General features: G+C 42.6%; 13 protein-coding genes. 4 read left to right on the top strand and 9 right to left on the bottom strand.

The features are described from left to right. Nucleotides 1-53: 53 nt before the first annotated feature. Complete coding sequence (locus KPL72_RS04085) at nucleotides 54-365, bottom strand: hypothetical protein (protein WP_219701967.1); 312 nt, start codon at nucleotides 363-365, stop codon at nucleotides 54-56. A 99-nt stretch (nucleotides 366-464) separates the two neighbouring features. Then, nucleotides 465-1,073, bottom strand: a complete 609-nt coding sequence (locus KPL72_RS04080; protein ID WP_219701966.1) for a MiaE family protein — start codon at nucleotides 1,071-1,073, stop codon at nucleotides 465-467. A gap of 88 nt (nucleotides 1,074-1,161) precedes the next feature. Here KPL72_RS04080 and KPL72_RS04075 point away from each other — a divergent pair, with 88 nt between their 5' ends. Together KPL72_RS04075 and KPL72_RS04070 are read left to right on the top strand one after the other, a co-directional pair. Then, on the top strand, nucleotides 1,162-2,919 hold the full coding sequence (locus tag KPL72_RS04075) for a formylglycine-generating enzyme family protein (protein ID WP_219701965.1): 1,758 nt from the start codon (nucleotides 1,162-1,164) through the stop codon (nucleotides 2,917-2,919). Nucleotides 2,920-3,322: 403 nt separating this feature from the next. Then, nucleotides 3,323-6,124, top strand: a complete 2,802-nt coding sequence (locus KPL72_RS04070) for a bifunctional aconitate hydratase 2/2-methylisocitrate dehydratase (RefSeq protein WP_219701964.1) — start codon at nucleotides 3,323-3,325, stop codon at nucleotides 6,122-6,124. Between the two features lie 200 nt (nucleotides 6,125-6,324). On the opposite strand, the gene hpf is transcribed toward KPL72_RS04070, so the two are convergent. The 6 genes from hpf to leuC all read right to left on the bottom strand — a co-directional run bounded on the left by hpf (nucleotide 6,325) and on the right by leuC (nucleotide 12,275). Beyond that, nucleotides 6,325-6,717: a ribosome hibernation-promoting factor, HPF/YfiA family gene (hpf, locus tag KPL72_RS04065; RefSeq protein ID WP_212918751.1), complete on the bottom strand. Its 393-nt coding sequence runs from the start codon at nucleotides 6,715-6,717 to the stop codon at nucleotides 6,325-6,327. Between the two features lie 319 nt (nucleotides 6,718-7,036). Continuing rightward, on the bottom strand, nucleotides 7,037-7,714 hold the full coding sequence (locus KPL72_RS04060) for a YoaK family protein (protein ID WP_212918750.1): 678 nt from the start codon (nucleotides 7,712-7,714) through the stop codon (nucleotides 7,037-7,039). A gap of 165 nt (nucleotides 7,715-7,879) precedes the next feature. Continuing rightward, a complete protein-coding gene (gene asd / locus KPL72_RS04055) occupies nucleotides 7,880-8,998 on the bottom strand; it encodes an aspartate-semialdehyde dehydrogenase (protein WP_219701963.1) in 1,119 nt (372 codons plus the stop codon). A gap of 78 nt (nucleotides 8,999-9,076) precedes the next feature. Beyond that, complete coding sequence (leuB, locus tag KPL72_RS04050; RefSeq protein WP_219701962.1) at nucleotides 9,077-10,156, bottom strand: 3-isopropylmalate dehydrogenase; 1,080 nt, start codon at nucleotides 10,154-10,156, stop codon at nucleotides 9,077-9,079. A 29-nt stretch (nucleotides 10,157-10,185) separates the two neighbouring features. Further along, complete coding sequence (gene leuD / locus KPL72_RS04045; RefSeq protein WP_212918747.1) at nucleotides 10,186-10,836, bottom strand: 3-isopropylmalate dehydratase small subunit; 651 nt, start codon at nucleotides 10,834-10,836, stop codon at nucleotides 10,186-10,188. Nucleotides 10,837-10,847: 11 nt separating this feature from the next. Next, nucleotides 10,848-12,275: a 3-isopropylmalate dehydratase large subunit gene (gene leuC, locus KPL72_RS04040; RefSeq protein WP_219701961.1), complete on the bottom strand. Its 1,428-nt coding sequence runs from the start codon at nucleotides 12,273-12,275 to the stop codon at nucleotides 10,848-10,850. Nucleotides 12,276-12,368: 93 nt separating this feature from the next. On the opposite strand from leuC, the gene KPL72_RS04035 reads away from it, so the two are divergent. Beyond that, nucleotides 12,369-13,250 carry a LysR family transcriptional regulator gene (locus tag KPL72_RS04035; protein WP_212918745.1) on the top strand — a complete coding sequence of 294 codons (882 nt, stop codon included), beginning with the start codon at nucleotides 12,369-12,371 and terminating at the stop codon, nucleotides 13,248-13,250. 19 nt (nucleotides 13,251-13,269) lie between these two features. Here the strand turns inward: KPL72_RS04035 and KPL72_RS04030 are convergent, their stop codons facing one another. Further along, nucleotides 13,270-14,421 carry an MFS transporter gene (locus tag KPL72_RS04030; protein ID WP_212918744.1) on the bottom strand — a complete coding sequence of 384 codons (1,152 nt, stop codon included), beginning with the start codon at nucleotides 14,419-14,421 and terminating at the stop codon, nucleotides 13,270-13,272. A gap of 190 nt (nucleotides 14,422-14,611) precedes the next feature. On the opposite strand from KPL72_RS04030, the gene KPL72_RS04025 reads away from it, so the two are divergent. Then, nucleotides 14,612-16,237, top strand: a complete 1,626-nt coding sequence (locus KPL72_RS04025; RefSeq protein WP_219701960.1) for an alpha-amylase family glycosyl hydrolase — start codon at nucleotides 14,612-14,614, stop codon at nucleotides 16,235-16,237. Nucleotides 16,238-16,241: the final 4 nt, after the last annotated feature.

Here is a 16,241-nt window from a genome sequence, read left to right as displayed (position 1 = left end):
TGAAAAGCACTACTCAAAAATGCCAGCTTAAGCTGGCATTTTTTAATGCTCATTTAACGATTCAAAAGTTCTCTCACCCAAAGCGTTTCTTCTGAATTACGAGATCGACTAAATTCAACATTGCGATTGTGCAGCATTGCTACAGCACGAAAAAAGGCATTATTAACAATCACCGGACTCAATTGAATACCGTAAGCTTGCCACCAATATTGCTGCACTTTACAAGTAAGCAATTGGTACAAGAAATCTAGCTCAAGAGATCCTTTATACATCACGTCCAAGTCTACCAAAGGGTCTACTTTCGCAATTTCCAATGCAAGCCAATACGTAACATCTGACAGGGTTTCGCTCTTATGAATGCCCATTATATTCTCCAGAAACTCTGACAATAATATGAGTGTAGCACCCTGATGAAAAGACACCATTAAGATGCGAAAGTAGATTGTGGCGTTTTGTAACTTACATCAAGCTTGTGGTGGGCCACTGTGCATACGGAACTCTTCATCAGGCTCAGTGATAAGCTTTTCTTCTAAATCGCGGAAAAAAGCCACGCGATCATCAATTGGTTCGTTTGAATATTCTTTTGCAAGCTCAAGGTAATCTTCAAAATGCCTTGCTTCTGATTTTAGCAATGAAATATAAAACTTCGACAACTCTTCATCAAGATGCGGAGCCAAGGCAGCAAAACGCTCGCAAGAACGTGCCTCAACAAAAGCACCGATAATCATAGTATCAACCAGACGCGCAGGTTCATGGGTTCGAATGTGTTTGCGAAGACCGTCAGCATAGCGTGAGGCCGACAAGTGATCGTAAGTAATCTCTCGTTTGCGCATAATTTTATGAACTTGCTCAAAATGCAATAATTCCTCACGGGCCAAACGAGACATTTTATGAAGCAAGTTATCGCGATCAACGTAGCGATACATTAGACTCATAGCCGTTGAAGCCGCTTTTTTCTCACAGTGAGCATGGTCATTTAATAGCAGAGTTTGATTTTCTAGAGCCCAATTTACCCATGCCTCAGGAGACTCACACGGAAGAAATTCAACAAGCTCTGGGTACGCTGATAACATTACTCTACCTTTTTATGTTAAAAAACGTGATTATACCCTGTATTAAGCACTTAGGCAGCAACGTCTTGATTTGGATATCAAATTCGTAATGAATGATTTTTATGACCCCAAAAAACTGAAAATTGGCCAACATGTTGGCGTCGAGCTAGATCCGTATGTTTTAAACTACCCTATGGATAGCCATAAAACCACTTGGGTTGCAGATCAGGGTGGGCGCCCTTTTGTGCTGCGTTTCTTTCAATCTAGCAAAGGAAAGGTTGAAGATTTTTTACAAAACTCTAGGAAATACGCCAGCGTAAAACACCCTGCAATCACTCCAAATTACCCGCCTTTTTATTCTAATTTGTGGGTTTTTTCATGTTCTGCTGTCTGTGGTGGTGAAAACCTCTACAGCTTTTTAGGCAAATATCCTGACGGAGCACCTCTTAATGTTGTCATTAGCTTATTCGACAATATTGCCAAGGCATTGGATCAAGTCCATCGTAACGGTCTATTCCATGGTCATTTAGATTTAAACTCTATCCATGTAGTGAATGGACTAGGTTTAATGACAGGGTTTGGTTCGCATAACTGGATGAAAAGAATTGAGTCCAGTGAGATGGACTCTCGTTTTTTTCCTCCTGAATATCTAAAAAAAGAGCAACAGCGCACACCCGCTTCAGATAGCTTTGCTTTTATGCGCCTCTTGATGGCTGCACTATTGGGCGAGTCTATTCTTGATAAAGATTTCACTACTGGACTTCCAGATACTCACCCTAATTTAAGCGATGCTACATGGAGCCGTTTACTAAAATGGAGTCGTGAAAACGAACGCCACCGCCCTAAATCCTTAACCGAAGTAATTCGGATCATCCGAGCGAATCTTTATAAACCAGAAGTAAGTGATAGTTCAGCAACAAAACGAGCAGTGAAACGCTATATTCGTACTGTGTCGCCCATCACTCTTGGTGCTGGCGCTTTTATCGCCACAAGCCTTATTGCGGCGATTGTCCTATGGCCTGATTCACCACCACCTGAAAAGGTGGTTATTACTCCTAAAGCAGAACAACCGGAAGTTGTAATAGAAACGCCATTCGAAGCCTTGCCACAAGTATTAGAAGAACCCCTCATATCTGGTGGCACAGCACCTAAAATTGAAAAAATCCCTCCTGCGACTTTTATTATGGGCGATCAAGGTCATATGGGTGACGATAATGAGAAACCGGCTCATGAAGTCGACATACCTAATGGGTTTTACATCAGTAAATATGAAGTCACCTTTGACCAATATGACAAATTCGCCAAAGCGACCAATAGAGAACTTCCTCCAGACAATGGTTGGGGGCGAGGAGAACGCCCCGTCATTAATGTCAGCTGGCACGATGCCAAGGCCTACACTGCTTGGATATCTAGCGAGACGAATGCTGAATACCGTTTGCCAACAGAAATAGAATGGGAGTATTCCGCCAGAGCAGATTCAAGCACCGCCTTCTGGTATGGCGATAATGTAAAACAAGGCTATAGCGTCTGTGATAGCTGTGGGAGCAAGTGGGACGGCATATCGTCTGCGCCAGTTGGCAGTCAAGCGAGTAATCCACTAGGCTTATTTGATATGCACGGTAACGTCGCAGAATGGGTAGAAGACTGCTATCACGACACGTATGACGGTGCGCCAACTAAAAATCAGGTTTGGTTAGCCAATCAATGTGATAACAGAGTACTTCGGGGAGGATCTTGGTTTGATATCCCACGAGTTGGCCGTAGTTCTACTCGTTATAGAGCTCAACCTGATTTAAAAGCCAGCAATTGGGGCTTTAGGGTGGTGAGGATTATTCAGCAAGCTGATGATTTAGCTAAATCAGAATAATTCCGCTAAATGTCACCTATTCGAAATTGTTATGGCGCATAGTAAGTCTTGAGCGCTTTTTTTCTATAAAATAAGTGCATCAAAAAATGATAAAAGCATCTCACGACTTATTTTTTGTTTTAAAGCAAGTCGGCGTTTTTAACATTGAGATCTGTAAAGTCAAAAAATTAAACTAAGGGGAATCAATATGCTAATAACATATTGTAGACAGGTCGAAAGACTTGTATTGGGGGACATCCCTGCATCTACCCCTTGATGCAAAAAAACGATCTGTATAGAAACAGCTAATCAAAGGAATGAAGAAATAAGGTTAGTCGCACTATTTTCTTTAGGGCAAATATAGTTAACCTAAATTCCATTATTAGCACATAACATTATCGTAAATTATTATTCAGAGGTGCAAATGAGCTTATATTTAGAGTACTTACAAGAAATAGAGAATCGTAAAAGCCAGGGATTGCATCCTAAACCGATTGATGGCGGCGACTTATTATCTGAAATCATCGCTCAAATCAAAGACACCGAGCATGAACACCGTAAAGAATCTCTAGACTTTTTCATCTACAACACCTTGCCTGGCACAACAAGCGCTGCAGTCGTTAAAGCAGAATTCTTGAAAGAAATTATCCTAGGCGAAAGTAATGTAAAAGAAATCTCACCTGAGTTCGCTCTAGAACTACTTTCTCATATGAAAGGCGGTCCATCAGTTGAAGTATTGATTGACCTTGCATTGTCAGATGATTCCTCTGTTGCAACTCCTGCTGCTGAAGTTTTAAAAACCCAAGTATTTCTGTATGAAGCAGATATGGAGCGCCTAGAATCAGATTACAAAGCTGGTAACACTATCGCTAAAGACATTTTAGAAAGCTACGCTAAAGCAGAGTTTTTCACTAAGCTTCCTGACATCAGCGAAAAAATTGAAGTGGTAACTTACATTGCCGCTGAAGGTGATATCTCTACAGATTTGCTATCTCCAGGTAACCAAGCTCACTCACGCTCTGACCGTGAACTTCACGGTAAGTGCATGATCACACCTGAAGCTCAGCAAGAAATCAAAGCATTACAAATCAAACACCCAACAGCGAAAGTTATGCTTATCGCAGAAAAAGGCACAATGGGCGTTGGTTCTTCACGTATGTCTGGCGTAAATAACGTCGCGCTTTGGGCTGGTCAACAAGCAAGCCCATACATTCCATTCGTGAACTTTGCTCCAGTTGTTGCGGGCACGAACGGCATCTCCCCAATTTTCATGACGACTGTTGGTGTTACTGGCGGTATCGGTCTAGACCTGAAAAACTGGGTTAAGAAAGTGGATGCTAATGGTAAACCAGTTCTTGATGCTAATGGCGATACAGTTCTTGAGCAAGCCTACTCAGTAGAGACAGGTACTGTTTTAACAATCAACACTAAAGAAAAGAAACTTTACAACGGCGATAAAGAATTAGTCGATGTTTCTTCCGCTTTCACTCCACAACAAGTTGAGTTTATGAAAGCCGGTAGCTCATACGCTGTTGTCTTTGGCAAGAAACTACAAACGTTTGCCGCTGAAACACTAGGTATCCCAACGCCTACTGTCTATGCTCCTGCACAAGAAATATCTAATGATGACCAAGGTCTAACGGCAGTTGAGAAAATCTTCAACAAAAATGCAGTGGGTGTTAAATCTAAAAAAGCACTACACGCTGGGTCTGATGTTCGCGTAAAAGTAAACATTGTTGGCTCGCAAGACACGACTGGCTTAATGACGGCCCAAGAATTAGAGTCTATGGCAGCTACTGTCATTTCTCCAAGCGTTGATGGTGCTTACCAATCTGGTTGCCACACTGCGTCTGTTTGGGATTCAAAAGCGCAAGCTAACATTCCAAAACTTATGTCTTTTATGAACAAATTTGGATTAATCACAGGTCGTGATCCAAAAGGCGTTTATCCTCCAATGACTGACGTTATTCATAAAGTCTTGAATGATATTACTGTTGATGACACAGCGATCATCATTGGTGGTGACTCTCATACTCGCATGTCTAAAGGCGTCGCTTTTGGTGCCGATTCTGGAACAGTTGCGTTGGCTTTAGCGACAGGTGAAGCAACTATGCCAATCCCTGAATCTGTCAAAGTAACCTTTAAAGGCGAAATGAAGAGCCACATGGATTTCCGTGACGTTGTACACGCTACGCAAGCTCAGATGCTTAAACAATTTGGCGGCGAAAACGTATTCCAAGGTCGTGTAATCGAAGTACACATCGGCACGTTGATGGCTGACCAAGCGTTCACCTTTACTGACTGGACTGCTGAGATGAAAGCAAAAGCTTCCATCTGTATTTCTCAAGACAAGACTCTTATTCAATCGCTTGAATTAGCAAAAAAACGCATTCAGATCATGATTGATAAAGGCATGGAGAATGAAGCTCAAACGCTTCATGGCTTGATTGCTCTTGCTGACAAGCGTATTGCCGGTATCACTTCAGGCGAACAACCTGCCTTGGTTCCAGACAACAATGCCCATTACTATGCTGATGTCGTTGTTGACCTTGATGAAATCATTGAACCAATGATTGCCGATCCAGACGTTAACAACGATGACGTTTCTAAGCGTTACACTCACGATGTGATTCGCCAAATATCTTTCTATAAAGATAAACCTGTTGATCTAGGTTTCGTTGGTTCTTGTATGGTTCACAAAGGCGATATGCAGATCATCGCTCAAATGCTTCGCAACCTTGAAAAACAAAATGGTAGCGTATCATTCAAAGTGCCACTAGTTGTTGCGCCACCAACATATAACATCGTTGATGAGCTAAAAGCAGAGGGTGACTGGGATATTCTGAAGAAATATGCTGGTTTTGAATTTGACGATGCTAAACCAAAAGGCGAAGCACGTACTAAATACGAAAACATCATGTACTTGGAACGCCCTGGATGTAACTTGTGTATGGGTAACCAAGAGAAAGCAGAGCCAGGCGATACGGTTATTGCGACCTCTACTCGATTATTCCAAGGTCGTGTTGTAGCGGATTCTAAAGAGAAGAAAGGCGAATCTTTGCTTGGCTCCACTCCAGTCGTTGTACTTTCTACAATATTGGGACGTTTCCCAACATTAGAAGAATACAAAGCTGCTGTAGCAGGCATTACACTAACGGATTTCGCTCCACCGCTAGATGCAATGACAATGGCTCCAGTAGAGTTTATTCCTGTAAACAACATCTAAACCCTACAGTAAAATCATATTGCTAATATGATGCAATGCCGGTGTTAATCTACAAAAAGCCTTACAGGCAATGCGTAGAGGTTAACACCGGCATTTTTTTATTGGGCTAAAACGATAAAACCAGTAACTTACAAGATAGCGACCAACAAAAACAAAAAAGCCCCGCATAAGCGAGGCTTTATCCTAGAAGATTTGGTTAACTAAATAACTTCACGCTCAACAAGCTCATCAAATTCAGCTTGCAGCTGACGCTCTATAGGGCTTTCCACATCCTTAGCGTTAATATGGTGCTGTCGACCAGCATGTTTCGCTTTATGTTTAATTAACTGTTTCTCCAACTTGCCAACTAACATGTCAAGGGCAGGTTTGAGTTGTTTATCTGTTTGTACCATTGCAAAAAGGTCATGACCAGGAATATGAACACTGGCTTCTACTATTAATTCATGAGTCCCATGCTTCTCTGTATTTAAGGTCACATTAATGGTGGTTATCTGATTATTGATACGCGCCAAGTGATCCATTTTTTCTTTTACTACTTCTTGAACTTCTTCACCAGATTGGACGTGGTGACCGCTAATATTCAATGTATACATAGAGAATTTCCTTCTGTTTTGGTCAGGTTTTTTTATTAACTTAAGTCTTGTTCCTCCTCTGCTGCCCTTACCTATAATCTAAGGATGGTATGATCAGATTTCAATGCTCAGATTGTAAATACTTGTTCAAGATCATGAACGAACCCAATAATTTACATTCCAACACAAATAAACCTCCTTAAAACACTTTATATATCAATATCATAAGTCTAAATATCTAGCAAACATTTCAGTCTATATTATTTTAAAATATGCAATTATTTTCCCTGCAACAAACTCAAGCATCACCATAACAAATCTAAATAGCCATTTTCTTTGCCTAAACTGGCTCTACATCTCGCATCAAACGGCTACTGTACAACCGATAGAGAATCGCAAGAAATACACACAATCCAGCCGGTACAGATAACGCATAAAAACTAAACTGATGAAATAGCCATGCGCCTATTGATCCGCCAAAAATAAAACCTGTCACTATGATGATAAACAAAAAAGCTCTGCGTTTATCAAGAGTCTTTCCCTGCAAAGCCCCTCCCAACATAATCCCTAAATCCGTAAAGATCCCTGTTAAATGAGTTGTTCGCACTACAGCACCGCTGTAGGTCGTTGCAAGAGCATTTTGCAGGCCGCAAGCTGCTGACGCGAAATAATGTCCAGAGGTATGATTACTTAACAAAAAATACATAGCAATTAATAAAAAAGCGGCCTCAACAATTAATAAGACATCGTACAAGCGACCCAGTTTCAACGATGTTCCCGTCAACATAAAACCAGAAAGCGCAGAGCCAAATAAGAAGCTTAGCAGTATTCCAATTAGATGCAAAAGTGTCTCAGGTATTGGGTTTAACAACGCGCTACCTATAAGTGTAGCAGTCCCCGATAAATGCGACACGGCCTGATGTTGAAAACCCAATAAAGCAACGGCATTAACACTTCCAGCGATCAAAGCGAGCAAAAATGCACCGTACTCTACCCACTTTGGTAATCTTGATAACACACACCCTCCTAGAGCTTCTATATTGTCTTGGCCACGTAATCCTACATATCAATAAATGGAGCATGCAACTCATTGATAACATCATGCCCTTACCCACCAAGCAAGCAAAAAAAAGCGCCAGTCACGAATGACTGGCGCTTTCATTTAAAGCCAAACTAGATGTATCTAGTCATTTAGTAAGATGCGTAACATGCGACGTAATGGCTCTGCTGCACCCCATAATAGCTGGTCACCAACAGAGAAAGCGCTGATATATTCAGGCCCCATGTTCAACTTACGAATACGGCCAACAGGAATGTTCAATGTACCTGTTGCCGCTGTCGGAGTTAAACGCTCCATAGTCGCTTGCTTATCATTAGGAACCACACTCACCCAATCGTTATGCTGAGCGAGCATGCCTTCTATGTCCGCAACAGGAATGTCTTTGTTTAGCTTGATAGTATAAGCCTGACTATGGCAACGCATCGCACCGATACGAACACAGAGACCATCAACTGGTATTGGTTTTCCATCAATACCTAAGATCTTGTTACACTCAGCCTGTGCCTTCCACTCTTCGCGGCTTTGACCATTATCAAGCTGACTATCGATATAAGGAATCAAAGAGCCAGCCAGTGGCACACCAAACTGATCAGTAGGCAATTTACCAGAACGCATTGTTTCTGCGACCTTACGATCAATTTCAAGAATCGCGCTAGCAGGATCAGCGAGCTCTCCGGCAACAGAATCTTGCAGCATGCCCATTTGATTGATTAATTCACGCATGTGGCGTGCACCGCCACCAGAAGCGGCTTGGTAAGTCATAGAGGTCATCCATTCAATATGACCTTTCTCGAACAACCCACCTAGCGCCAATAACATCAAACTAACGGTACAGTTACCGCCAACAAACGTTTTTACGCCATTGCTCAAACCTTGCTTGATAACATTTAAGTTAACAGGATCAAGCACGATAATGGCATCTTTATCCATACGTAGAGAAGATGCCGCATCGATCCAGTAACCTTTCCAACCAGCATTACGCAACTGTGGGTAAATAGCCTTGGTGTAATCCCCGCCTTGACAGGTAATAATAATATCCATCTTTTTCAATGCTTCAATATCGCTTGCATCTTGAAGTAATGGAATATCTTTACCAATTTCTGGACCTTTCTGCCCCGTTTGAGATGTAGTGAAGAAAACAGGATCAATATGATCAAAGTCTTTTTCTTCCATCATTCGTTGCATCAACACGGAACCGACCATTCCGCGCCATCCGACTAAACCTACAGTTTGTTTTGACATGGTTAACGTTACCTTTTTTTGTGGGGCCACTCATACCAAGAGCAGTATCCCTAATGAATACCCAATATCGTTATGATATTAAGCTTTTAATGCTGCTAGAACGGCATCGCCCATGGCTTGCGTACTAACCGTTTCGCATCCTTTTGATGCAATATCTGCCGTTCTTAGACCTAGATCTAGAACCTTACTTACTGCCGCTTCAATAGCATCCGCCGCATCTTTTGCGTCTAAAGAATAACGCAACATCATAGCAACTGACAAAATTGTCGCCAATGGGTTAGCGATTCCTTTGCCTGCAATATCTGGCGCAGAGCCGTGACATGGCTCATACATACCGCGACCTTCAGCATTTAGAGAAGCAGAAGGTAGCATACCAATAGAACCTGTCAACATGGCAGCAGCATCAGAAAGGATATCACCAAACATATTACCAGTAACCATTACATCAAACTGTTTTGGTGCACGAACAAGCTGCATTGCAGCATTATCTACTAGCATATGAGTCAATTCGACGTCTGGATACTCTTTCGCCACTTCCTCCATAACTTCTTTCCAAAGAACCGTTACTTCTAGCACGTTGGACTTATCAATTGAACAGACGCGCTTGCCACGTTGTCGAGCCGCTTCAAAAGCTGAACGACCGATGCGACGAATTTCTGACTCATTGTAAACATAAGTATTAAAGCCTTCGCGTTCGCCATTTTCTAATACACGAATACCACGAGGTTGACCGAAATAAATACCACCCGTTAACTCACGAACAATAAGGATGTCCAAGCCAGCAACGATTTCTGGTTTCAAACTAGACGCATCCGCTAGCTGCGGGTACAAAATTGCAGGACGAAGATTCGAAAACAGCTCAAGATTAGAACGTAAGCCAAGTAAGCCTTTTTCAGGGCGAACAGACATGTCTAACTTATCCCACTTAGGACCCCCCACAGCCCCAAGCAAAATAGCATCTGCTGCTTTCGCTTTTGCTAATGTCGCTTCTGGCAATGGTGAACCCGTTTCATCGTAAGCAGAACCACCAACCAAGGCGCTTTCATGCTGAATATTCAATGAGAACTGTTCGTTCACCGCATCTAACACACGAACCGCTTGCGCAACGATTTCTGGACCAATACCGTCACCCGGTAATACCAATACATTTTTAGTCATTTTAAACCCTTAAAAGCTATGTCTTTTATTTACTGACCGCGTGGCAAGAAAAGCCAAGGCGCATCATTCATACGTTTTTCTTCGTAACGGCGAATCGCAGAATCTTGTTGTAAGGTTAAGCCAATATCATCCAAGCCATTCAACAAACAATGTTTACGGAAGTTATCGACATTAAACTCAAATGTCGCACCAGAAGGCGATGTGACCGTTTGTTTTTCAAGATCGACAATCACTTGAGCACCTTCGCGCAATGCCACTTCTGCAAACAATTGATCTACTTCTTCTGCTTGTAAAACGATAGGCAACAAGCCATTTTTGAAGCAATTGTTATAGAAGATATCAGCAAAGCTTGGCGCAATAATCGCGCGAAAACCATAATCATCCAATGCCCAAGGCGCATGCTCACGGCTAGAACCACAACCAAAGTTTTGTCGAGCCAATAATACGCTCGCACCTTTATAGCGATCTTGGTTCAGCACAAAATCCTTACGTATTGGTCGACCATCGCATTCTTGATCCGGCTGGCCTTCGTCTTCATAACGAAGCTCATCAAATAAATTTTTACCAAAGCCCGTACGCTTGATGGATTTCAAGAACTGCTTAGGAATAATCATATCGGTATCAACGTTTGCCAAATCCAAAGGAGCGGCTAAACCTGTGTGTTTAGTAAAAGGACGCATGCTCTTCTCTCCTAGTGTTTAACAAACTCATTAACATCAACAAAGTGACCAGCAATCGCAGCCGCCGCAGCCATCGCAGGACTAACCAAATGCGTACGACCACCAAAGCCCTGACGACCTTCAAAGTTACGGTTTGAAGTTGACGCACAATGTTCCCCAGAACCAAGTTTGTCAGCGTTCATTGCCAAACACATAGAGCAACCAGGCTCACGCCATTCTAATCCAGCCGCTTCAAAAATCTCATGCAAGCCTTCTTTTTCAGCTTGTGCTTTGACTAAACCAGAACCTGGAACAACAATAGCTTGCTTAAGTGTTGATGCCACTTTACGGCCTTTGACAACCTGAGCAGCAATGCGAAGGTCTTCAATACGCGAGTTCGTACAGGAACCAATGAAAACGCGGTCTAGCACAATGTCAGACAACATAGATTTACCTTCGAGCCCCATATATTTCCAAGCTCGAGCGTAACCTTCTTTTTTCACTGGATCTTTTTGATCTTCTGCACGTGGAATTGGCTCATCAATGGCGATAACCATTTCAGGGGAAGTTCCCCAGGTTACTTGTGGCTTGATATCTTCGGCTTTAATTACAACAACTTCATCGAACTGTGCATCTTTGTCAGATACAAGATCTTTCCACGCCTCAACAGCCATTTTCCAATGCTCGCCTTTTGGTGCATAGGGACGACCTTTGACGTATTCAATCGTCGTCGCATCAACAGCAATCAAGCCAACACGAGCACCCGCTTCAATCGCCATGTTACAAACCGTCATACGGCCTTCCATGGATAATGATTGGATGCCAGTGCCGCCAAATTCAATCGCGTAGCCAGTACCACCCGCTGTACCGATCGCACCGATAATCGCCAAAACAACGTCTTTCGCAGACACCCAAAGCGATAATTCACCATCAACACGAACCAACATGTTGCGGCTTTTCTTTTGTACTAAGCACTGAGTTGCCAATACATGCTCAACCTCAGACGTACCGATACCATGCGCCAAAGCACCAAATGCACCATGTGTCGATGTATGGGAATCACCACAAACCACTGTCATACCTGGAAGCGTTGCACCCTGTTCTGGCCCAACTACGTGAACGATTCCTTGGCGAATGTCTTTCATATTGAATTCAGTGATGCCGAATTCGTTACAGTTATCATCTAACGTTGTTACTTGGATTTTAGATACTGGATCAGCAATACCATCTACGCCAGAAATACGTTCTTTCTTGGTCGTTGGTACGTTATGGTCTGGCGTTGCCAAACTTGAAGACACACGCCAAGGCTTACGCCCAGCCAATCGAAGCCCTTCAAAAGCTTGCGGTGATGTCACTTCATGGAGCAATTGCAAATCAATATAAATCAATGCACTGCCGTCATCTCGTTGCTGAACAAGGTGGCTATCCCACAACTTGTCATAAAGGGTTTTACCGGACATAAGTTCTCTCCTCAGAAATCTATTGCGCTATCCTAAAACTTTGGCTTAAATTACTCAAATTCATATTTTTCATGTTTTGGATAATTTTTTGGAATGATAGATATTGCCGAACTGCTTACCTTTATAAAAGTCGCCGAAACCAGCTCCTTCTCAGAAGCTGGTACACAGCTTTTTGTTACGCAACCAGCCGTTAGTAAACGCGTCGCCGCGCTGGAAAGCAGCTTAGGCGTTCGGCTTTTTGATCGCATCGGTCGCCAGGTTCAATTAACCGAAGCTGGCATTCGTCTATTACCCAAAGCTCGAAAAATGGCGGAAGACTTACAAGATATAAAACGCAGCATGACATTACAGATGCAGGACGTAAGCGGTGAATTACGCATATCCACCAGCCATCACGTTGGCTTGCATCGTTTACCTAAATCGTTAAAACGATTTCAAGAAGATTTTCCCAGCGCGCAATTGGAAATTGAATTTGCGCAATCTGAAGAAGCCTACCAAGATGTTCTGAAAGGGCGAGCAGAACTTGGGATCATTACGTTATCCAACAAAGAAAATCCGCTCATTGAGTCTCTGCCTATTTGGTCTGACCCACTCACTTGCGTCGTCAGTAAAGATCACCCTCTTGCACTTTCTAAAAATCTGAGCCTAATTGAATTAGCCCAACATGCTTGTGTTCTACCTAATAAAAATACCTTCACTAGACAAATTGCCGAGCAAGCCTTTGGTAAACAAGGACTAAAGCCCCAAGTACGAATGAATACGAACAATTTAGAAACATTGGCAATGCTGGTGAATATTGGTTGGGGATGGTCACTACTGCCTTCTACCTTAGTTGATGAAAAGCTAGTAGTGTTGAATTTGCCGGATTTGAACGTAGAAAGGAAACTAGGGGTCATTCACCACAAACAAAGAACATTAAGCCGTGCAGCCATTGCCTTTATTGAATTATTAAAAAGCGATGGCAGCAGCTTATAGATAATAACACCTTGACTAACTAGCGGCGCTGACTAATTAAAAGAATCGTTAGCGCCAGCGCACTAACACAAGCAGCCAAAGTGAAAACCCATGCTCCACCGATCCATTCCCATAAATATCCAGAAATAACCATTCCTAGCCCGCCGCCCAATCCTATAGCAAAAGCGCTGTACATGGCTTGCCCTTGACCAGCAAAACGTTCTGGAAAAAGACGTCGAATCTGTTCGATGGACACCATATGAAACAAAGCAAAGGTAATACAGTGAAGTAACTGAGTTAGAATAAGCACCCAAACTACCGATGCAAACCACCCCACCAGAAACCAACGAACGATGCCACAAATAAAACAAAGGGTGATGATGTGAACCACATCAAAACGCTTGATGGTATTACCGAAGAATAAAAACAAGAAAATTTCAATCACCACCCCCAAAGCCATTAACAAGCCTATGTACTGACCGCTGTAGCCTAAGTTCGACAGATGGACAGCAAAAAACACATTAAAAGGGGCATGAGACATAAAAGCCAAAAAAGCCAATCCGAAAAACAACATGGACTCAGGCGTTCTAAGCAAGGACAGAAAAGAAGTCGTGGCCTTTTGCGTATGAACCTCGTAAGCCTGCTCTTTAATAAAAAACGAAGTGACAACGGCAAGCGCCAAAAACACACACATTGTGGGAATAACAATGCCAATACCAAACTGACCGATCAAAAAGCCAGCGCCCGTCACCGCAAAGACATAACCAATCGAACCACCTACCCTTAAGCGCGTATAAGGCACATCTAGTTGGCGAATGCTTCTAACCGCTAACGAATCTGTCATTGGTATCAAAGCAGAATAAAACAGCGCCATAGTACAAGTTAGCAGCCATAATGTTTCAAACTGGTCATTCCAATTGAATGGAATAACAGCAATAAAACAACCTAGTATTGCTATTTGTAAGATCCGCTTTGGTAAACCTACTTTCGCCGTTAACCAGCCCCAAAAATGTGGAATCAGTATGCCAGATAAAGTAAATGTAGACATCAAGCGGCCAATCTCAGAAGCCGTTAAGCCAATCGATTTATAATACAGCGATATATAAGGCATCATCACGCCAACAAGCGCGCAGAAGAAAAAATAAAAGAAAAATAAAGGCCAAGCGACAGGACGAGCATTTTCAGAAAACATCAGGGCTCCAAAAAATTGTGATGTTTACTGCCAAATAAGACAACAAAGATCATGCATTAACTATAATGATTAAGTATGCTGGAAATATTGTGAAAAAGCACGACAGGTAATGGCGTAAATCCTCTACAAATTTAAGCAATTCTGTTAATGCTTATATCAGAAATATTCCTATTTTACAGCGAGGACAATCATGACAGACAAACAAGAATGGTGGCGTGGCGCAGTAATCTATCAAGTTTATCCTCGTAGTTTTTTCGACTCAAATAACGATGGCATCGGCGACCTTCCTGGTGTCACTGCGAAGATGAAATACATCGCTTCATTAGGTGTTGATGCTATTTGGTTATCGCCCTTTTTCACTTCGCCAATGAAAGACTTTGGTTACGATGTTTCCGACTACTGCGACGTAGACCCTATTTTCGGCAACCTAGCTGACTTTGATGAGCTGATTACTTCAGCACATCATCATGGCCTTAAAGTGATGATCGACCAAGTTCTAAATCACAGTTCAGATCAGCATCCTTGGTTTGTAGAATCGCGCAATAGTCACGACAACGACAAAGCTGATTGGTATGTTTGGGCTGATGCTAACCCTGACGGTACTGTTCCTAACAATTGGCTATCTGTTTTTGGTGGTCCGGCTTGGCATTGGGACAGCCGTCGTCGCCAATATTACCTTCATAATTTTTTAGACAGCCAACCTGACTTAAACTTCCACAACCCTGATGTCGTCGATGCTCTACTTGACACCGTCGAGTTCTGGCTAAAACGCGGTGTAGACGGCTTCCGACTAGATACAGCAAATTATTACTATCATGACATTGAGCTAAGAAGTAACCCACCTAAAAAAGAAGTGGTTGAAGGCAGTATCGGTGTTCGCCTGGATAATCCATATGCCTATCAACTACACCTGTATGATAAATCCCGACCTGAAAACATTACCTTTTTACAACGCTTACGCAGCTTGTTAGATCAATACCCAAACACCACAACAGTTGGTGAAGTGGGATGCGATTTTGCATTAGAAACCATGGCAGCTTATACGCAAGGCAAAGACAAGCTGCATATGTGCTACTCATTCGATCTATTAACGCATGATTCTTCTATGACGCACATACGCAACACAATGGAAACAATAGAAGCGGGGTTAGGCGATGGCTGGCCTTGTTGGTCGATAGGTAATCATGACGTAGAACGAGTAGCAACCCGCTGGGGCAACAATCACGACCCGATTGCCAAAAGCAAAATCTACATGGCGATGCTTTTAACTTTACGAGGTAGTGTTTGCTTGTATCAAGGTGAAGAGCTTGGACTGCCTGAGGCTGAACTAACATTTGACCAACTAGTTGATCCTTTTGGCATTGCCTTTTGGCCAGAGTTTAAAGGCCGAGATGGTTGCAGGACCCCTATTCCATGGAAAAACGAAACATTGGGAGGTTTTACTCAATCCACTCAACCGTGGCTACCTATTGCAAAAGATCAGCTAGCATTAGCGGTTAGTGAACAAGAAGGCAACCGCCATTCCGTTTTGCATGCTTATCGCGACTTTCTTCATATACGACGCAATCATCCGGAGTTACGTCATGGTGACATTAAATTTATCTACAACGATGAGACAACGCTGACATTTTTGCGCAGCTATAAAGGCAAGCGCCTTTATGTGGCCATCAATACCGCCAACCAAGACATCATTTTGCCAATCGAATTTAAGCTATCAGCATTAACATTGCCAGAAGCAATACACAGCGGATACATAGACGGCAACACTGTCATACTTCCTCCATTTAGTATTTTAATCGCATCCGTCTTAAAGTAAGGTT

The organism is Marinomonas lutimaris (genome assembly GCF_019426345.1).
Lineage (GTDB): Bacteria > Pseudomonadota > Gammaproteobacteria > Pseudomonadales > Marinomonadaceae > Marinomonas > Marinomonas lutimaris.
The sequence above is the reverse complement of the archived record's forward strand: the minus strand, read 5'-3'. Positions and strand labels throughout refer to the sequence as shown.